The 17,203-nt window shown below is 64.0% G+C and carries 17 protein-coding genes and 1 tRNA gene; 11 read left to right on the plus strand and 7 right to left on the minus strand.

The features are described 5' to 3' along the window. Nucleotides 1–61: 61 nt before the first annotated feature. The 4 genes from ABG80_RS01305 to phaR all read left to right on the plus strand — a co-directional run bounded on the left by ABG80_RS01305 (nucleotide 62) and on the right by phaR (nucleotide 4,104). Nucleotides 62–982 carry an alpha/beta fold hydrolase gene (locus ABG80_RS01305; protein WP_058086044.1) on the plus strand — a complete coding sequence of 307 codons (921 nt, stop codon included), beginning with the start codon at nucleotides 62–64 and terminating at the stop codon, nucleotides 980–982. Continuing rightward, on the plus strand, nucleotides 979–3,309 hold the full coding sequence (locus tag ABG80_RS01310) for a RelA/SpoT family protein (RefSeq protein WP_083505700.1): 2,331 nt from the start codon (nucleotides 979–981) through the stop codon (nucleotides 3,307–3,309). Before ABG80_RS01305 ends, ABG80_RS01310 begins: the two co-directional genes overlap by 4 nt. A gap of 21 nt (nucleotides 3,310–3,330) precedes the next feature. Further along, a tRNA-Val gene (locus ABG80_RS01315) sits at nucleotides 3,331–3,407 on the plus strand. Between the two features lie 112 nt (nucleotides 3,408–3,519). After that, nucleotides 3,520–4,104, plus strand: coding sequence for a polyhydroxyalkanoate synthesis repressor PhaR (gene phaR / locus ABG80_RS01320; RefSeq protein WP_083505701.1), 585 nt, complete (start codon nucleotides 3,520–3,522; stop codon nucleotides 4,102–4,104). A 6-nt stretch (nucleotides 4,105–4,110) separates the two neighbouring features. Here the strand turns inward: phaR and ABG80_RS01325 are convergent, their stop codons facing one another. Beyond that, nucleotides 4,111–4,728, minus strand: coding sequence for an arylesterase (locus ABG80_RS01325; RefSeq protein WP_235513708.1), 618 nt, complete (start codon nucleotides 4,726–4,728; stop codon nucleotides 4,111–4,113). A gap of 46 nt (nucleotides 4,729–4,774) precedes the next feature. Here ABG80_RS01325 and ABG80_RS01330 point away from each other — a divergent pair, with 46 nt between their 5' ends. Further along, nucleotides 4,775–5,503: an ABC transporter ATP-binding protein gene (locus ABG80_RS01330; protein ID WP_083505703.1), complete on the plus strand. Its 729-nt coding sequence runs from the start codon at nucleotides 4,775–4,777 to the stop codon at nucleotides 5,501–5,503. 57 nt (nucleotides 5,504–5,560) lie between these two features. Continuing rightward, a complete protein-coding gene (gene rlmB / locus ABG80_RS01335) occupies nucleotides 5,561–6,295 on the plus strand; it encodes a 23S rRNA (guanosine(2251)-2'-O)-methyltransferase RlmB (RefSeq protein ID WP_058085978.1) in 735 nt (244 codons plus the stop codon). Here the strand turns inward: rlmB and ABG80_RS01340 are convergent. The 5 genes from ABG80_RS01340 to bfr all read right to left on the minus strand — a co-directional run bounded on the left by ABG80_RS01340 (nucleotide 6,280) and on the right by bfr (nucleotide 10,091). Continuing rightward, nucleotides 6,280–7,500, minus strand: a complete 1,221-nt coding sequence (locus ABG80_RS01340; RefSeq protein ID WP_235513709.1) for an MFS transporter — start codon at nucleotides 7,498–7,500, stop codon at nucleotides 6,280–6,282. The genes rlmB and ABG80_RS01340 overlap by 16 nt on opposite strands. Nucleotides 7,501–7,521: 21 nt before the next feature. Beyond that, nucleotides 7,522–8,529, minus strand: coding sequence for a D-2-hydroxyacid dehydrogenase family protein (locus ABG80_RS01345; RefSeq protein ID WP_058085979.1), 1,008 nt, complete (start codon nucleotides 8,527–8,529; stop codon nucleotides 7,522–7,524). An 80-nt stretch (nucleotides 8,530–8,609) separates the two neighbouring features. Continuing rightward, nucleotides 8,610–9,128: a hypothetical protein gene (locus ABG80_RS01350; RefSeq protein WP_058085980.1), complete on the minus strand. Its 519-nt coding sequence runs from the start codon at nucleotides 9,126–9,128 to the stop codon at nucleotides 8,610–8,612. 144 nt (nucleotides 9,129–9,272) lie between these two features. Beyond that, a complete protein-coding gene (locus ABG80_RS01355; RefSeq protein WP_235513710.1) occupies nucleotides 9,273–9,503 on the minus strand; it encodes a (2Fe-2S)-binding protein in 231 nt (76 codons plus the stop codon). A 108-nt stretch (nucleotides 9,504–9,611) separates the two neighbouring features. Then, nucleotides 9,612–10,091 carry a bacterioferritin gene (bfr, locus tag ABG80_RS01360; protein ID WP_058085982.1) on the minus strand — a complete coding sequence of 160 codons (480 nt, stop codon included), beginning with the start codon at nucleotides 10,089–10,091 and terminating at the stop codon, nucleotides 9,612–9,614. A gap of 274 nt (nucleotides 10,092–10,365) precedes the next feature. Here bfr and carA point away from each other — a divergent pair, with 274 nt between their 5' ends. The 4 genes from carA (at nucleotide 10,366) to ABG80_RS01380 (ending at nucleotide 15,877) form a co-directional block, all read left to right on the plus strand. Next, nucleotides 10,366–11,544, plus strand: a complete 1,179-nt coding sequence (gene carA, locus ABG80_RS01365) for a glutamine-hydrolyzing carbamoyl-phosphate synthase small subunit (protein ID WP_058085983.1) — start codon at nucleotides 10,366–10,368, stop codon at nucleotides 11,542–11,544. Further along, nucleotides 11,537–14,812 carry a carbamoyl-phosphate synthase large subunit gene (carB, locus tag ABG80_RS01370; protein WP_058085984.1) on the plus strand — a complete coding sequence of 1,092 codons (3,276 nt, stop codon included), beginning with the start codon at nucleotides 11,537–11,539 and terminating at the stop codon, nucleotides 14,810–14,812. The genes carA and carB overlap by 8 nt, the downstream gene beginning before the upstream one ends. 125 nt (nucleotides 14,813–14,937) lie before the next feature. Beyond that, nucleotides 14,938–15,414 (plus strand): transcription elongation factor GreA, encoded by a 477-nt coding sequence (gene greA / locus ABG80_RS01375; RefSeq protein ID WP_058085985.1) that lies wholly within the window; start codon nucleotides 14,938–14,940, stop codon nucleotides 15,412–15,414. A gap of 16 nt (nucleotides 15,415–15,430) precedes the next feature. Beyond that, nucleotides 15,431–15,877, plus strand: coding sequence for a DUF4149 domain-containing protein (locus ABG80_RS01380; RefSeq protein WP_058086049.1), 447 nt, complete (start codon nucleotides 15,431–15,433; stop codon nucleotides 15,875–15,877). 59 nt (nucleotides 15,878–15,936) lie between these two features. Here ABG80_RS01380 and ABG80_RS01385 read toward each other — a convergent pair whose 3' ends face one another. Continuing rightward, entirely contained in the window at nucleotides 15,937–16,407 is a 471-nt protein-coding gene (locus tag ABG80_RS01385; RefSeq protein ID WP_058085986.1) for a YhbY family RNA-binding protein, read from the minus strand. Nucleotides 16,408–16,424: 17 nt separating this feature from the next. On the opposite strand from ABG80_RS01385, the gene ABG80_RS01390 reads away from it, so the two are divergent. Continuing rightward, nucleotides 16,425–17,099, plus strand: a complete 675-nt coding sequence (locus ABG80_RS01390) for an RlmE family RNA methyltransferase (protein ID WP_058085987.1) — start codon at nucleotides 16,425–16,427, stop codon at nucleotides 17,097–17,099. The last annotated feature ends 104 nt before the right edge of the window (nucleotides 17,100–17,203 follow it).

Below are 17,203 nucleotides of genomic sequence, written 5' to 3' on the forward strand. Positions count from 1 at the left end.
TATCTGACGACGCCACAAGATGACAACGCAACACCCCGCTGATCCCTCGGTCGAAACCGCTTTGGTGCAGCCGACGCTGCATCACGTTGTGTGCCCTGGCGCCAGCAAAACCGATGGCCAGACGCACCGCATGGCCTATTGGCGCTGGGGCAACCCGCGCAACCCGCGCGTGTTGTTCTGCGTGCACGGCCTGAGCCGGCAAGGGCGTGATTTCGACGTGCTGGCGGGCACCTTGTCCGAGCACTACCAGGTGATCTGTCCCGACGTTGTGGGCCGAGGTCATTCCGACTGGCTGGCCGAGCCGAAGGGCTATCAGGTGTTCTCGTACGTCGCCGACATGGTGGCGCTGGTGCAACAACTCCGTCAGGGGTTGGGCGCGCAAGCCCCCTTGGAGCTCGATTGGGTCGGCACGTCGATGGGCGGGCTGATCGGCCTGGGCTTCTCGTCGCTGCCGCCCGAGGCCAGCGGTGCGCGCCTGCGCCGCTTCGTGCTCAACGATGTCGGCCCGCGCCTGCGCTTCGACGCCATCGTGCGCATTGGCGACTACCTGGGCAAGCCGCTGCGTTTCAACTCGGAGCAAGAAGCTGCCGACTACCTTTGGCGCATCTCCACCGGTTTTGGCCCGCACACGCCCGAGCAGTGGCTGGCGCTCAGTCGCCCGCTGCTGCGTGCGGCCGAAGGTGGCGGCTTCGTGCTGCACTACGACCCGGCCATCGCAGAGCCCTTTCGCAGCGTCACGGCCGAGCAGACCGAGGCTGGCGAGAAGGCCCTGTGGCAGGTCTACGACGGACTGGCCAACATCCCATGCGAGACCCTGTTGATGCGCGGCGCCGACTCTGACCTGCTCGACCGCGCCACCGCGCTCGAGATGACCCAACGCGGCCCCAAGGCCCGCCTGGTCGAGTTCGCTGGCGTGGGCCATGCGCCCACCTTGATCGCCCCCGACCAGGTCGAAACCATCCGGGGGTTCCTGCTGGCATGAAGACCGGATCCCTCGACATCGCGCGCGATGACGGGCTGCTCCATGCTGGCAGCCCGCACGCGCCCATCGTCGACCTTGCCGAGGTGGCAGGCACCTCCACGCCCGAAGCCCAAGCCGCAGGCGCCTCGGTCAACGAAGGCGGCCTGGAGTTGCTGCGCCGAGCGCGTGCCTTCGCCGAGCCCTTGCTGTCGGGCCAGACCTTCGACACCGGTGAAGACGCGCTCGTCCATGCCGACGGCGTGGGCGCCATCCTGCACGGCATTGGCGCCTCGCCCTCGCTGCGCGCGGCGGCCTACCTGGTCTATGCCAGCGACTACCTCGCCAACCCGCAGGACGTGCTGAGCCGCGCTTTCGGTGCGGACGCGGCCGCCCTGGTGGCCCACACCGTCAAGCTGGTGCAGGTGCAACGCAACGCCCGCGACCTCATGGGCGACGAAACCGATGCGCCGCTGGATGCGGAACAAGTCGAGCGCATCCGCAAGATGCTGTTGGCCTTCTCGCGCGACCTGCGCGTGGTGCTGTTGCGCCTGGCTTCGCGCCTGCAGACCTTGCGCCACTACGCCGAGCGCAAGCTGCCTTGCCCCAAGGCATTGGCGCGCGAGTCGCTGCAGATCTTCGCGCCGCTGGCCAACCGCCTGGGCATCTGGCAGATCAAGTGGGAGCTCGAAGACCTGTCCTTCCGCTTCCTGCAGCCCGACACCTACCGCACCATCGCCAAGGCGCTGCATGAAAAGCGACTCGAGCGCGAGCGCCACATCGAACAGGTGATGCAGCAGTTGCAAGCGGCATTGAGCGCTTCGGGCATCGATGCCCAGGTGCAAGGCCGTCCCAAGCACATCTACAGCATCTACAAAAAGATGCAGGGCAAGGCCCTGTCACTCGACCGCGTCTTCGACCTGCGGGCCCTGCGCGTCATCGTGGGCGACGTGCATGCCTGCTACGCAGCGCTCAGTTGTGTGCACGAACTCTGGCAGCCGCTGCAAGACGAGTTCTCCGACTACATCGCGAGGCCCAAGTCCAACGGCTACCAGTCGCTGCACACCATCGTGCTCGACGAGCAGGGCCGCTCGATCGAGGTGCAGATCCGAACCCAGGCCATGCACGAGCACGCCGAAAGTGGCGTGGCCGCGCACTGGGCCTACAAAGAGGCGGGCTCCAAGGGCTATGCCGGTGTGCAGGCCGCAGGCGATTTCGAATCACGCGTTGCCGAGGCGCGCAAGATGGTGCTGCGCCAGCTGCTGGCCTGGGAGCGCGACGTCGCCGAGTCCGGGCATGTGGGGCAAGGTGGGCACCCGAGCGCATCGCCAGGGCAGGGCCTCTTCGAAGACCGCATTTACGTCTTCACCCCCGGCGGTGACATCATCGATCTGCCGGCAGGCGCCACACCCATTGACCTGGCTTACGTGCTGCACACCAACCTGGGCCACCGCTGCCGAGGCGCACGGGTTGATGGCGCCATGGTGCCTTTGCAGACGCCATTGCAAAGCGGCCAGACCGTCGAGATCGTGTCGGCCAAGGAGGGCGGTCCTTCGATGGACTGGCTCAACAGCGAACTGGGTTACCTGCGCAGCCCTCGCTCGCGCGCCAAGGTCCGCGCCTGGTTCAACGCCTTGGCGCAGCAAGCCACCATCGCCCGAGGGCGCGAGGCCGTCGAAAAGTTGCTGCAGCGTGAAGGCAAAACGGCGATCAAGCTCGATGACCTGGCTTCGCAACTGGGTTTCCGATCTGCCGATGCCTTGTTCGACGTGGTCGGCAAAGACGAGTTCTCGCTGCGCAACATCGAGCAAGTGCTTCGTCCGGCCGAGCCTGCCCCCGACCCCGATGAGCTCATGCTGCAAAAGCTGGCGCGTGGCGATGTGGGGCAACCCGGCGGTGACGGCAAAGGTGTGCTCGTCGTCGGCCTTGACTCATTGCTCACCCAGCTGGCGCGCTGCTGCAAACCAGCGCCACCCGATCGCATCGGGGGCTACGTGACGCGCGGCAAAGGCGTGGCTGTGCACCGCGCCGATTGCAGCAACTTCCAGCACATGGCGCGCGAGCACAAGGAGCGCGTGATCCCCGTCACCTGGGGGCGTCAGGCCATGACCGAGAAGGCGCACTATGCGGTCGATGTTTCCATCGAAGCACTCGATCGTCCCGGCTTGATGCGCGACGTTTTCGACGTTTTTGCACAAGGCAAGATCACCGTGTTGTCCATGCACAACCACACCGTGCGCGAACACCTGCAGCTCACGCTCACGCTGCAAACGCCCGACAGCAGCCGCTTGAGCGGTTTGCTCCACAAGGTGTTGCAAATCCACGGCGTCTTGCGCGTTCGAAGAAAATAGTGCTAATATCTCGGTCTCGACAGGCGCATAGCTCAGTTGGTTAGAGCACCACCTTGACATGGTGGGGGTCGTTGGTTCGAATCCAATTGCGCCTACCAAAATACTGTCGACAAAGCCCCAGGCCACAAGCCTGGGGCTTTTTCTTTTCTTCGCGCATCTTTTCCACTCCTACAATGGCCTGAGACCAGAGTCATGCATGAGGAGTCCCGGATGAGCCCAGCCCCACGAAAAGCCCGCAGCGAAGCGCCTGAAGCCGAAGCGTCTGCGGGCGGTGTTGCGGGCGAGCCCACGGCAGCGGGCACCCGGATCATCAAGAAGTACCCGAACCGCCGCCTCTACGACACCCAGACCAGCAGCTACATCACGCTGTCCGATGTCAAGAACATGGTCATGGGTTGCGAGCAGTTCGTGGTGCGAGACGCCAAGAGCGGCGAAGACCTGACGCGCAGCATCCTGCTGCAGATCATCCTGGAAGAAGAGACGGCCGGTGTGCCGATGTTTTCGACCCAGGCACTGGCTCAGATCATTCGCTTCTATGGCCACACCATGCAGGGCCTGATGGGCAACTACCTGGAAAACAACATCCAGTCCTTCATCGACCTGCAGTCCCGCCTGACCGAGAACTCGGTAAAGAACCTGCAGAATCCCCTGATGCAGAACCCTTTGATGCAGAACTTCCTGGGCGGCTACATGGAGCAGTCGCGCAACCTGTTCACGCAGATGCAGGAACAGATGAGCAAGCAGGCCGAGACCCTGATGGGCAATTTGGGTGCTGGCCTGACGCCAAAAAAGTGAGCGAGGTCACAGCAGCGGCTTGAGGCCGCCCCAGACGTTGTCGAGCATCACGGGGTGGGCTTTTGCCTGGGGGTGGATGCCGTCCGCCTGGAACCACTCTCGCGCATCCGCTCGGTCGGCCACCCCTTTGAGCAGGAAGGGCACCAGCGCGACCTTGCGCTCTTGGGCCACGCGCGCAAACACCGCCGCGAAGTCTTCCGAATAGCGCTTGCCGTAGTTGGGCGGCACTTGCATGCCCACCAGCAGCACCTTGGCACCCGCAGCCTGTGCGGCCTTGGTCATGGCCTCTAGGTTGTCCTGGGTGGAGCGCACCGGGAAGCCGCGCAGCGCGTCGTTGCCACCGAGCTCGATGACCACATGGGTGGGGCGTTGTTGCTGAAGCAGCGCAGGCAGGCGCGTTCTTCCGCCCGACGTGGTTTCGCCGCTGATGCTGGCGTTGATGACCTGGGCCGCAATGCCCTGCTGGGTCAGTCGCGCCTCGAGCAAGGCCACCCAACCCACACCTCGGGCCAAGCCGTACTCGGCCGACAGGCTGTCGCCCAGGATCAGCACCTTGCGGGCCGACGCCGACTGCCCTGACAGCGGTGCTGTCAACAACAAAAGACCGGCGGTCCACAAGACCATCCGGCGTCGCTTAAAGTGTTGGCGTTGCCCTTGCATGCTCGCTTTCATGACCGTCACGGCTTCTTCGCATCCTGCCACATCGCTTGCCGACTTCACCGTCAACGCGCCTTCCCCTGCCATCGTTGTCCGGGGGCTGAGCAAAGTTGTCGATGACGTCGGTGGCCCGCTCACCATCCTAGATGGCATCGAGCTCAGCGTCCCCCAGGGGGACTCGCTCGCCATCGTTGGTGCCTCGGGCTCTGGCAAAAGCACCTTGTTGGCGCTGCTCGCAGGCCTGGACGTGCCCAGCCGCGGCGAAGTGCTGCTCGGCGGGCGCAACCTGTTCGACCTCGATGAAGACGGGCGCGCGGCCCATCGGGCAGCCCACGTTGGCTTCGTTTTCCAGAATTTCCAGTTGATCGCGCACTTGAGCGCCATCGAGAACGTCATGCTGCCCATGGAGCTGCGTGGAGACCGGCTGGCGCGCAGCAAGGCCCAAGCCATGCTGGAGCGCGTTGGACTGGGGCAGCGCTTGAACCACAGGCCTGTGCTCCTGTCCGGCGGTGAACAGCAGCGGGTGGCTTTGGCGCGCGCGTTCGTCATGCGACCAGAGATCCTCATGGCCGACGAACCCACAGGCAGCCTGGATCACGCCACCGGCCTGGCGGTCATGGACCTCATGTTCGAGCTCAACCGCGAGATCGGCACGACCCTGGTCCTGGTAACGCATGACGAAAAAATTGCGCAGCGTTGCGCCAGCCGAATCCGGATTCAGGCCGGGCGGTTGGTGAACTGAGCCTCGGCGGGCGAACGCGACAAGGCCGCTCACATCGGCAGCGGTTACGATGCCGGCATGAGTCAGAAACTGCTGTTCGGCTTTCACGCCGTCACCGTGCGCCTGAAGGTCGCGCCCCAATCCATCCGTGAGCTGCACGTCGACGCCAGCCGGCAAGACCAGCGCATGAAGCAATTCCTCGCCAAGGTCGAGGAAGCTGGATTGCGCGCCATCGAAAGCGACGACGACCGCCTGCAACAGATGGCCGGAACGCATCGGCACCAGGGCGTGGTGGCGCGGGTTGACGCCGTTCAGCACGCCCGCTCGCTTGACGACTTGCTCGATGAGCTCACCGAGCCGCCTCTGCTGCTGGTGCTCGACGGCGTGACCGACCCGCACAACCTGGGTGCCTGCCTGCGTGTCGCCGACGGCGCCGGTGCCCATGCCGTGATCGCACCCAAGGACCACGCTGTCGGCATCAATGCAACCGTGGCCAAAGTGGCCAGCGGCGCTGCCGAGACCGTGCCTTACTTCATGGTCACCAACCTGGCGCGCACCCTGGGTGAACTCAAAGAGCGAGACATCTGGGTGGTCGGGACCTCGGATGACGCCCCGGGAGACCTCTATCAGGCCGATTTCCGCCGTGGCACGGCCGTGGTCCTGGGCGCTGAGGGCAGCGGCATGCGTCAGCTCACCCGCAAGCACTGCGACGAGCTGGTCAGCATCCCGATGATGGGCGGTGTCGAGAGCCTGAACGTGTCCGTGGCCAGCGGCGTCTGCCTCTACGAAGCCCTTCGTCAGCGCAGGGGCTGAGCAGGCTTCAACGCAGACCCACGGTGGGCGTCGGCGCGTTGCTGCACGCGCTGAGCCCACAAGCTCAGGGCGAGGGCGACCAGCATCCAGGCCAGACCCAGCCTGTGCAGTTGCTCGTAGCCATGGTGTGAGATCACCCAGCCGCCACCGCTGGCGCCCAGCGCGTGTCCCAGGTAGATGGCCGAGGTGTTCAGGGCCATCAGCGCAGGAGCCAGCCGGGGCGAGAGGCCGCCCAGCCGTGCCTGCTGGCCCGAATTGGTGGCGAACCCTGAAATGGCCCAAGGCAGCAGCACGGCGGCCAGCACTGGCAGCGAACTGGCCAATGGCCAGATCAGCAAGCTCAGGGCCATCAGGGCCAGGGTGAGCGTCACGGCGGGCGCTGCACCGACGCGGTCGATGCTGCGGTTCAGCAGCACGTTGCCCGCCAGCGCCAGCGCGCCGAACCAAGTGAACATCAGGCTGATCTGCTCTGGTGAGGCGCCGAACACCTGCTTGTAGTAGGGGGCGGTGTAGCCCAGCACGGTGAACTGCCCGGCGCTCTGGCAGGCCGTCACCGCGACGACCGCCATCAGCAGCGGCGACTTCAGCACCTTGCGCCAGGAGCGCAGCGACAGGGCAGGGGGGCGGATGCCCGCAGGCAGGTGGCGCCACACCAGCCAGGCAGACGCGAATGCGGCCAGGCCGGTCAGCGCCATGGCCACGCGCCAGCCCATCCGCTCACCGATCCAGGCGGTCAGCGGCATGCCCGCAACCGAGGCAATGGACCAGCCCATGAACACGAAGGTGATGGCCTGTCCGCGCTTTGCCGGGGTCGACATGAACCCGGCCGTGGCGGCGGCCTGAGGCGTGAACACGGCGGCCGACAGCACAGTCAACGCCCGCGCAGGCCACAGCCATTCGTAACCAGGCGCCAGCGCGCACAGCAGGTGTCCGACCGCGTACCAGACCATGGTCCAGGCCAGCAGGGTGCGGCGGTCAATGTGTCCGACCAGCCAGGCCAGCAGCGGGGCGCCCACGCCCATCATCAGCGCAGCGATGGCCAGCAACTGTCCGCCAGTGGTCACGCTGATGTTCAGGTCGTGGGTGAGGTCGTTGAGCGTGCCGCCCATCACCATCACCCCGCAGCCGATCACGAAGTTGCCGAACAGCAGCGACCAGCGGGCCGCCCGGATGCTCTCCCGGGACAGGGCCCGCTCCAGTTCCATGGGGTACTGCCTTGTGTTTCGTCAGTGGGGCACGCGCAGTGCTTCAGGGTTGACGATGCCGCTGGGGTGGCCCGCGTCGAAATTCAGCAGGTGCTCGAAAGCTGCGCTGAAGAGTTGCTCATAGCTGTCTTGCTCGACCAGGCCGATGTGCGGGGTGCAGACGGCGTTCTCCAGCCGCAGCAAAGGGTGCCCTTGCAAAATGGGCTCGCTCTCGAACACATCGACTGCAGCCATGCCTGGGCGCCCGCGGTTGAGCCCGGCCACCAGGGCGTTGTCTTGAACCAGCTCCGCGCGAGAGGTGTTGACGAACAAGGCGGTGGGCTTCATGCGGCTGAAATCGTCGAGCGTGATGAGGCCGCGGTTTTCTTCCCGCAACCTCAGGTGGACGCTCAGCACGTCCGAGGTGGCGAAAAACTCCTCGCGGCTGGGCGCGGCCCTCAGGCCGTTGGCCACGGCTTGCGTGCGCGATGCTTCGCTGCCCCAGACCTGCACGTCCATCCCAAAGGCCTTGCCGTAGCCCGCAACGAGTTGACCAACTTGTCCGTACCCCCAGATGCCCAGGGTCTTGCCTTGCAGCTTCATGCCCAGGCCAAAGTTGGCCGGCATGGACGCGGCTTTCAGACCGGACTGTTGCCAGGCACCGTGTTTGAGGTTGCCGATGTACTGGGGCAGTCGACGCATCGCAGCCAGCACCAGGGCCCAGGTGAGCTCTGCGGTGGCAGCAGGCGAGGTGTTGCACTCGGCCACGGCGATGCCCAGTCGGGTGCAGGCCTCGATGTCGATGTGCGGTCCAACCTGACCGATCTGACAGATCAGGCGCAGCTTGGGCAGCTTCTCGAGCAGCGCCTTGGAGAAATGCGTGCGCTCGTGGATGACCACCAGCGCTTCGGCATCGCGAAGGCGCACCGCGAGCTGGCCTGTGCCTTTGACGGTGTTGGTGTAGACCTTGGCTGACAAGCCGTCAAGCCGGGAGGCACATGGCAATTTTCGGACGGCGTCCTGATAGTCGTCCAGGATGATGATGTTCATGGGGCGGTCGAGTGTCCAGCTCGACATTGTGCAACGCGCGCGGCTGTGCCGGGCGTTGCCTGGACATCCTCACAGACCAATTACCAGGTTGTCACCTTTGCGCTGCGGCCATCTTCTGCCTTGGGTGAGGCGCGCACCGGGAAGTGGCTGTCCAGGGCGTCCAGGCGCAACTGCGCCTCGATTTGCCCGCGGTGCGTGGAGATCACCTTGAAAACGTCGGCGCGCAGGTGCCAGAGTTCACGCAGCGAACGCGAGGTTTCGATCTGGTCACGCACCTGGTTGGCTCGCAGCGACTGGAGGTCCCACAAGGAAGCAACGAACTCCGTCTTGATGGCGCGCAGGCCATTGACCGAAGACGGCGGGCGCGGCGATTCGCCGTTGTCCCACAACCAGTTCCACAAACCCCGGCACCAGCTCTTCCACAGAGGCTGGGCGGGCGCAAACTGGGCCGGAGGGGTGACGCCGACCCGCCTCGCGGCAGAGCCGCTCAGGTCCACAGGGGCGTCGTGAGGCAATTGCGTCGGGTTGGACAAGGCGCGATTGCGTCCCTGCGTGTCAACCTGTGCAGACTCGTCGTTGGAGTAGAAAAAGGATGCCATCGTGCCCTCGCTGCGCCTTTGAGCGCGTCTCGTACTGGACATCGACCATCCTAGGGAACCCTTGAGCAGGGTACACCCGTAAAAAACGGGCCTCGAGGGCCCGTTTCCGTGGACTGTTCACGACTTGTTACGTGTGGTGTGCGCTCAGACGGTGGCGACAGACATCCGCGCAATCGGGATCAATTTGCTGCCAGCCTGGCGGGCTTCGTCAAAGACTTCGCGGGCGCAGGTCTCACAGCACCCGCAGCAGGTGGCCACACGCGTGCGGTCCTGGAGGGCATCGAAGGAGCCGCAGCCCATGTTGGCTTGCTTGACGATTTCCTTGTCGGAGATGGCGTGGCAGACGCAGACGATCATGACGGGATTTGGGCTCACGAATGAGAATGAGTCGCATGATAGATGCGAATGATTCGCAGCACAAGCCCTTGGCCAAGCCCGGACCCCGATCAAGGGGATCCGAGCCGCCAGCCGTCGCCTGGTTCCTCAGCCTTCGATTTCACCCATGATGGATTGCAGGTAGTTCTGAACGCCAACTTTGGCGATCAAGTCGATCTGGGTCTCGAGGAAATCGATGTGCTCCTCGGTGTCGTCCAAGATGTGCTGGAACAGGTCACGGGAGACGTAATCGCGCACCGATTCACAGTAGGCGATGCCTTCCTTGACGGTGGCCTGGGCAGCGGTCTCGAGCTTGAGGTCGCAGGCCAGCAGCTCGGGCACGTCCTCGCCGATGAGCAGCTTGCCCAGGTCCTGCAGGTTGGGCAGGCCATCCAGCGTGAAGATGCGCTCCATCAGCTTGTCGGCGTGCTTCATCTCGCCGATCGATTCTTCGTACTCTTTCTTGGCCAGCTTGGCAAAGCCCCAGTGCTTGAGCATGCGGTAGTGCAGGAAGTACTGGTTGGTTGCGGTGAGTTCATTCTTGAGCTGCGCATTGAGCAGCTCGATGACCTTGGCGTCGCCCTTCATGGTGTCCTCGCGTGGTGGGTCAGGATGGGCCTCATTGTGAACCAGGGCAGGGCATGTGCCACATGTCGTGCGCACATCCCAACAGGTCGGATCGGGTATACTTCTAAGGTTTACCCGCAACCATCCCCCCGTCTGGCGAAACCGCGCCGATCTGGCATGTACATGATCGGCCTTGCTTTTGTCGCGTCCGTGTCCCGGCCATGTGCTGTTGCACGTTGACGGTGTCTCAAGCAAACGGTGAGCCAGGCGCGCACAACAAACGGAGAACGAACCCGTGCTGCCCGTCCTGCCCCAAGCTCTTCTGGCCCTCGCAGACGGCACGGTCTTTCTTGGCACTTCGATCGGCGCCGCCGGTCACACGGTCGGTGAAGTGGTGTTCAACACCTCGATCACCGGCTATCAGGAAATCCTCACCGACCCCAGCTACTGCCGCCAGATCGTGACCCTCACGTATCCGCACATCGGCAACTACGGGGTCAATGGTGAAGACGTCGAAGCCACGAAAGTCCATGCCGCTGGTCTGATCATCAAGGATCTGCCCATCCGCACTTCCAACTTCCGTCAGACCCGCACCCTCTCGCAATACCTGCAGGACGAAGGCACGGTCGGCATCGCCAACATCGACACCCGCAAGCTGACGCGCATCCTGCGCTCCAAGGGCGCTCAGAACGGTTGCATCGTCGCCCTGGCCGTTGGTCAGGATGTCACTGACGCGGTCATCGCCGACGCGGTGGCCAAAGCCAAGGCCGCACCGAACATGGCCGGCCAGGACCTGGCCCAGGTCGTGACCCGCAGCGACGTCGCCGTGTGGGACGAAACCGAGTGGAAGCTCTCCAACCCCGAATTGGGCGGCAAGCCAGGCTTCGGCAAGCAGACCGCCCCGAAGTTCCACGTCGTGGCCTATGACTTCGGCGTCAAGCGCAACATCCTGCGCATGCTGGCCGAGCGCGGCTGCAAGGTCACCGTGGTGCCCGCCAAGACGCCGGCTGCCGAGGTGCTCAAGCACAAGCCCGATGGCATCTTCCTGTCCAACGGCCCCGGGGACCCGGAGCCTTGCGACTACGCGATTGCTGCGGCCAAGGAGCTGATCGAAACCGGCATCCCGACCTTCGGCATCTGCCTGGGTCACCAGATCATGGCCCTGGCCTCCGGTGCCAAGACCTACAAGATGCCCTTCGGTCACCACGGCGGCAACCACCCTGTGAAAGACCTGGACAACGGCCGCGTCAGCATCACCAGCCAGAACCACGGTTTCGCCGTCGACGAAAAGACGCTGCCCGCCAACCTGCGCGCCACGCACATCTCGCTGTTCGACGGCACGCTGCAAGGCCTGGCCCGCACCGACAAGCCCGCTTTCTGCTTCCAGGGTCACCCGGAAGCTTCGCCCGGACCGCATGACATCAGCTACCTGTTCGATCGTTTCACTGCGCTGATGGAGAAGAACAATGCCTAAGCGCACAGACATCCAGAGCATCCTCATCATCGGCGCCGGCCCGATCATCATCGGTCAGGCCTGCGAATTCGACTACTCCGGCGCCCAGGCCTGCAAGGCCCTGCGCGAAGAGGGCTACAAGGTCATCCTGGTCAACAGCAACCCGGCGACCATCATGACGGACCCGAACACGGCGGACGTCACCTACATCGAGCCCATCACCTGGCAGGTGGTCGAGCGCATCATCGCCAAGGAGCGCCCCGACGCGATCCTGCCGACCATGGGCGGCCAGACCGCGCTGAACTGCGCGCTGGACCTGCACAAGCACGGCGTGCTGGCCAAGTACAACGTCGAAATGATCGGTGCCAACGAGCACGCGATCGAAAAAGCCGAAGACCGCCTGAAGTTCAAGGACGCGATGACCTCCATCGGCCTGGGCTCGGCCAAGTCGGGCATCGCCCACTCGCTGGAAGAAGCCTGGGCGGTGCAAAAGAGCATCCAGGCCGAAATCGGCGGCTCTGGCTTCCCGATGGTGATCCGCCCCAGCTTCACGCTGGGTGGCACCGGCGGCGGCATCGCCTACAACCCCGAAGAGTTCGAAGAGATCTGCAAGCGCGGCATCGACCTGTCGCCCACCAATGAGCTGCTCATCGAAGAGTCGCTGATCGGCTGGAAGGAATACGAGATGGAAGTGGTCCGCGACAAGGCGGACAACTGCATCATCGTGTGCTCGATCGAGAACCTGGACCCAATGGGCATCCACACCGGCGACTCGATCACCGTCGCCCCGGCGCAGACGCTCACCGACCGCGAGTACCAGCTGCTGCGCAACGCCTCCATCGCCATCCTGCGCGAGATCGGCGTCGAAACCGGCGGCTCTAACGTGCAGTTCTCGATCAACCCGGTCGACGGCCGCATGGTCGTCATCGAGATGAACCCGCGCGTGTCGCGCTCGTCCGCACTGGCTTCGAAGGCCACGGGCTTCCCGATCGCCAAGATCGCGGCCAAGCTGTCGGTCGGCTACACGCTCGACGAGCTCAAGAACGACATCACCGGCGGCGCCACCCCGGCATCGTTCGAGCCCTCGATCGACTACGTGGTCACCAAGATCCCGCGTTTCGCCTTCGAGAAGTTCCCTGCTGCCGACAGCCGCCTGACCACGCAGATGAAGTCCGTGGGCGAGGTGATGGCCATGGGCCGCACCTTCCAGGAATCCTTCCAGAAGGCCCTGCGCGGCCTGGAAACCGGCATCGACGGCCTGAGCGAGATCAGCACGGATCGCGAAGAAATCATCCAGGAAATCGGCGAACCCGGTCCTGAGCGCATTCGCTTCCTGGGGGATGCCTTCCGCATCGGCATGAGCCTGGACGAGGTCTTCGAAGAAACCAAGGTCGACCCTTGGTTCCTGGCCCAGATCGAAGACATCGTCAAGACCGAATCCGACGTCAAGGCACGCAAACTGGAGTCGCTGAGCGCTGAAGAGCTGCGTTACCTCAAGAAGAAGGGCTTCTCCGACCGCCGCCTGGCCAAGCTGCTCGGCACCGATCAGCACGCCGTGCGCAAGGCCCGTCATGCCCTGGGTGTGCGCCCCGTCTACAAGCGCGTCGACACCTGTGCGGCCGAGTTCGCCACGCAGACCGCCTACATGTACTCGTGCTACGAGAACGAAGGCGGCGAGTGCGAGGCCGAGCCGACCGACAAGAAGAAGATCATGGTGCTGGGCGGTGGCCCGAACCGCATCGGCCAGGGCATCGAGTTCGACTACTGCTGCGTTCACGCCGCCCTCGCCATGCGCGAAGACGGCTACGAGACCATCATGGTCAACTGCAACCCCGAGACCGTCTCGACCGACTACGACACCTCCGACCGCCTGTACTTCGAGCCGGTGACGCTGGAAGACGTGCTGGAAATCGTCGACAAGGAAAAGCCGGTTGGCGTGATCGTGCAGTACGGCGGCCAGACCCCGCTCAAGCTCGCGCTCGACCTCGAAGCCAATGGCGTGCCCATCATCGGCACCACGCCTGACAGCATCGACATCGCCGAAGACCGCGAACGTTTCCAGGCCCTGCTGCACAAGCTGGGTCTGAAGCAGCCGCCCAACCGCACGGCCCGCAACGAAGAAGACGCCATCAAGCTGGCGAACGAAATCGGCTACCCGCTGGTGGTGCGCCCCTCGTACGTGCTGGGCGGCCGCGCCATGGAAATCGTCCACGGCGACAAGGACCTCGAGCGCTACATGCGCGAAGCCGTGCGCGTCTCCGAGAAGTCGCCCGTGCTGCTCGACCGCTTCCTCAACGACGCCGTTGAAGTCGACGTGGACTGCATCGCCGATGGCGAGGCCACGATGATCGGCGGCATCATGGAACACATCGAGCAAGCTGGTGTGCACTCCGGTGACTCGGCCTGTTCGCTGCCGCCCTACACCTTGAGTGCCGAGCTGCAAGACGAGCTGCGCCGCCAGACCGCGCTGATGGCCAAGGCCCTGAACGTGGTTGGCCTGATGAACGTGCAGTTCGCGATCCAGGGCGATGTGACCAAGGGCTTGAACGACGCCACCGTCTACGTGCTCGAAGTGAACCCGCGTGCCTCTCGCACCGTGCCGTACGTGTCGAAGGCCACGGGCCAGCCCCTGGCCAAGATCGCTGCGCGCTGCATGGCAGGCCAAAAACTGGCCACGCAGAAGTCGCCCGACGGCCGTGCCCCGCGCGAAGTCGTGCCGCCTTACTTCACCGTCAAGGAAGCCGTCTTCCCGTTCAACAAGTTCCCGGGTGTGGACCCCGTCCTCGGCCCTGAAATGCGTTCGACCGGCGAGGTCATGGGCGTGGGCGAGACCTTCGGTGAAGCCATGCTGAAGTCTCAGCTGGGCGCTGGCTCGCGCCTGCCCACCAAGGGCACGGTCTGCATCTCCGTCAAGGACGGCGACAAGCAGCGCGCCGTGGGCGTGGCCCGCGACCTGGTGGCCCTGGGCTTCAGCGTCGTGGCCACCAAGGGCACGGCGGCAGCCATCGCGGCGGCAGGTGTGCCGGTCAAGCCGGTGAACAAGGTCAAGGACGGCCGCCCGCACATCGCGGACGCCATCAAGGCCGGTGAAATCCAGCTGGTGTTCACCACCGTGGACGAAACCCGCACGGCCATTGCCGACTCGCGCAGCATCCGCCAGGCAGCCTTGGCCAACCGCGTCACTTACTACACCACCATGGCCGGCTGCGAAGCCGCTGTGGAAGCGCTCAAGCACCAGGACGACCTGGTGGTGTACTCGGTGCAGGAACTGCACGCCAAACTGCACTAAACTGCCAGCTTGCCGCGTCGGGCTCGCCCGATCGCGGCCATGCATTCAACGGGCCGCTCCCGGCCGCTCCTCCACAGAGACGGCGCCTGGGACGCGGCTCCTTCATTTTGGAAGACACATCAGCCATGTCCACCATTCCCATCACCAAGCGTGGTGCCGAGCAGCTCAAGGAAGAGCTGCACCGCCTCAAACACGTCGAGCGTCCCGCCGTGGTGCAAGCCATTGCCGAGGCCCGGGCCCAGGGTGACCTGTCGGAAAACGCCGAGTACGACGCAGCCAAAGACAAGCAAGGCTTCATCGAAGGACGCATCAACGAAATCGAAGGCAAGCTCTCTGCCGCCAAGGTCATCGATCCGGCAGACCTGGATGCCGGCGGCCGGGTGGTGTTCGGTGCCACCGTCGAAATGGAAATCGAGGCCACGGGCGACGTGGTCACCTACCAGATCGTGGGTGATGACGAGGCCGACCTCAAGGAAGGCAAGATCTCCATTGGTTCCCCCATCGCCCGAGCCCTGATCGGCAAAGAGGCTGGTGACGTGGCCGTGGTGCAGGCGCCAGGTGGCGAGCGCAGCTACGAAATCATCGAAGTTCGCTACATTTGAGCGGCGTTGGTCGATGATGAGCAAGGTTGTTCGTTTTCAGTCGATGCTCTCTGGTCTGTGGGCGGGCGTTTTGCTGGCCATCGGTGGCATCGCGGCGCCTGCCTTGTTCAGTGTGCTCGAGCGCCAGCAAGCTGGCGCAGGTGCCGGCCAGATCTTCCACATCGAGTCCCGGCTGAGCCTGGCTTTCGCCATCTTGCTGTTCGTGCTGGAGCGTCGGCGTGTGCGCGACGAGGTGGAGCAGGGGGCTTCCCAAAGCGCCATGAGCGCCAACCTGTTGCTGGTGCTCGGGGCGCTGTTTCTGACGGTGCTGGGTGGTTTCGCCCTGCAGCCCATGATCCAGGCAGCCAAGGCCGGCGAGCCCACAGCCCTGTCTTTTGCCGCCCTGCATGGCATCTCGGCCTCGCTTTACTGGCTCAAGGCTTTGCTGGTGCTGGTGTTGGCCTGGCGCATGACGGCACGCTGAATGAAAAACGGCACCCAAAGGTGCCGTTTTGCTGTCAAATGTTGGCAGATGCGATCAGATCAGCCTGATTTTTTGCTGGTCATGCGTTTTTTTGCGCGCTTGATGAGGCCGCCTGGCGTCACGCGTTGGTTGCCCAGCACGGTCACTTTCTTGATCTCCGGGCGGCGCGTGCCACTCTTGGAGAACTTCAGGATCTTGACCTCGCGAGGGGCTGCGCCACCGCGCCGGGCATCGTCTTGCTCGGTGTCTTTCTCGGGCATCGGGCGCCAGATAACCAGCAGCTTGCCGATGTGCTGGATGGGCGCGGCGTTGAGCTGGTCGCACAGCTGGGCAAAGATTTCTTCGCGGGCAGCGCGATCGTCTCCGAGCACGCGCACCTTGATCAGCCCGTGGGCCTTGAGCGCGGAGTCGGTCTCCTTGACGACAGCGGGCGTCAGGCCGTCTCCGCCGATCATCACGACGGGATCAAGGTGGTGGGCGTCGGCGCGCAGGGCGCGGCGCTCGGAAGTGGTCAGTTCAATTGCAGGCATCCCTCTATTATCGAGCCATGAAAGTCCAAACCAAAAGCAAAAAAGTCAACAAGGCTTGGCTGAACGATCACATCCACGATCCATACGTGCGTCTGGCGCAAAAAGAAGGCTATCGATCCAGAGCGGCTTACAAGATCAAAGAGATCGATGAAGCCCTTGGTTTGATCAAGCCCGGGCAGTTGGTGGTGGACCTGGGTGCCGCCCCTGGCGCATGGAGTCAATACGTGCGGCGCAAATTCGCACCGAAGGACGTGGGCGTGGGGGGCGCTGCCGTGGGTGAGCTCAATGGCACCATCATCGCCCTGGACCTGCTGGACTTCGATCCGATCGAGGGCGTGACCTTCATCCAGGGTGATTTTCGGGAGGAAGCCGTGCTGCAGCGGTTGCAGGACGAGGTGGCCGGCCGACCGGTGGACGTGGTCATCTCGGACATGGCACCCAACCTCAGCGGCATCGACGTGACCGACAGCGCCCGGATCGCTCACCTGATCGAGTTGGCCATTGACTTCGCACAGCAACACCTGAAAAAGGACGGCGCGCTCGTTTGCAAAGTTTTTCACGGCGCGGGCTACAGCCAGCTGGTGGAGGCCTTCAAGGCGAATTTCCGCGTCTGCAAGCCGGTCAAACCCAAGGCTTCCCGCGACAAATCGGCCGAAACCTTCCTGGTTGGCATCGGTCTGAAGACGCGCTGAGTCACTTTGTCTCGTCAAGGCATCGTCAAGGCCTCAATTCCAGCGTTTCATGTGGGATTGGGCGCCACGCGTCAACCCTTGACTGCACTAGAATGGTCCCCACA

The sequence above is a fragment of the Aquabacterium parvum genome, assembly GCF_001447195.1.
GTDB lineage: Bacteria > Pseudomonadota > Gammaproteobacteria > Burkholderiales > Burkholderiaceae_C > Aquabacterium > Aquabacterium parvum.

What these genes read in the sequence shown, in the direction of transcription:
- ABG80_RS01325 (WP_235513708.1), bottom strand. Translation starts at nt 4,728, where the DNA reads ATGGTCTTGTGGACCGCCGGTCTTTTGTTGTTGACAGCACCGCTGTCA.
- phaR (WP_083505701.1), top strand. Translation starts at nt 3,520, where the DNA reads ATGAGCCCAGCCCCACGAAAAGCCCGCAGCGAAGCGCCTGAAGCCGAA.
- ABG80_RS01340 (WP_235513709.1), bottom strand. Translation starts at nt 7,500, where the DNA reads ATGGAACTGGAGCGGGCCCTGTCCCGGGAGAGCATCCGGGCGGCCCGC.
- rlmB (WP_058085978.1), top strand. Translation starts at nt 5,561, where the DNA reads ATGAGTCAGAAACTGCTGTTCGGCTTTCACGCCGTCACCGTGCGCCTG.
- ABG80_RS01330 (WP_083505703.1), top strand. Translation starts at nt 4,775, where the DNA reads ATGACCGTCACGGCTTCTTCGCATCCTGCCACATCGCTTGCCGACTTC.
- greA (WP_058085985.1), top strand. Translation starts at nt 14,938, where the DNA reads ATGTCCACCATTCCCATCACCAAGCGTGGTGCCGAGCAGCTCAAGGAA.
- ABG80_RS01345 (WP_058085979.1), bottom strand. Translation starts at nt 8,529, where the DNA reads ATGAACATCATCATCCTGGACGACTATCAGGACGCCGTCCGAAAATTG.
- bfr (WP_058085982.1), bottom strand. Translation starts at nt 10,091, where the DNA reads ATGAAGGGCGACGCCAAGGTCATCGAGCTGCTCAATGCGCAGCTCAAG.
- ABG80_RS01310 (WP_083505700.1), top strand. Translation starts at nt 979, where the DNA reads ATGAAGACCGGATCCCTCGACATCGCGCGCGATGACGGGCTGCTCCAT.
- carB (WP_058085984.1), top strand. Translation starts at nt 11,537, where the DNA reads ATGCCTAAGCGCACAGACATCCAGAGCATCCTCATCATCGGCGCCGGC.
- ABG80_RS01390 (WP_058085987.1), top strand. Translation starts at nt 16,425, where the DNA reads ATGAAAGTCCAAACCAAAAGCAAAAAAGTCAACAAGGCTTGGCTGAAC.
- ABG80_RS01385 (WP_058085986.1), bottom strand. Translation starts at nt 16,407, where the DNA reads ATGCCTGCAATTGAACTGACCACTTCCGAGCGCCGCGCCCTGCGCGCC.
- ABG80_RS01380 (WP_058086049.1), top strand. Translation starts at nt 15,431, where the DNA reads ATGAGCAAGGTTGTTCGTTTTCAGTCGATGCTCTCTGGTCTGTGGGCG.
- ABG80_RS01350 (WP_058085980.1), bottom strand. Translation starts at nt 9,128, where the DNA reads ATGGCATCCTTTTTCTACTCCAACGACGAGTCTGCACAGGTTGACACG.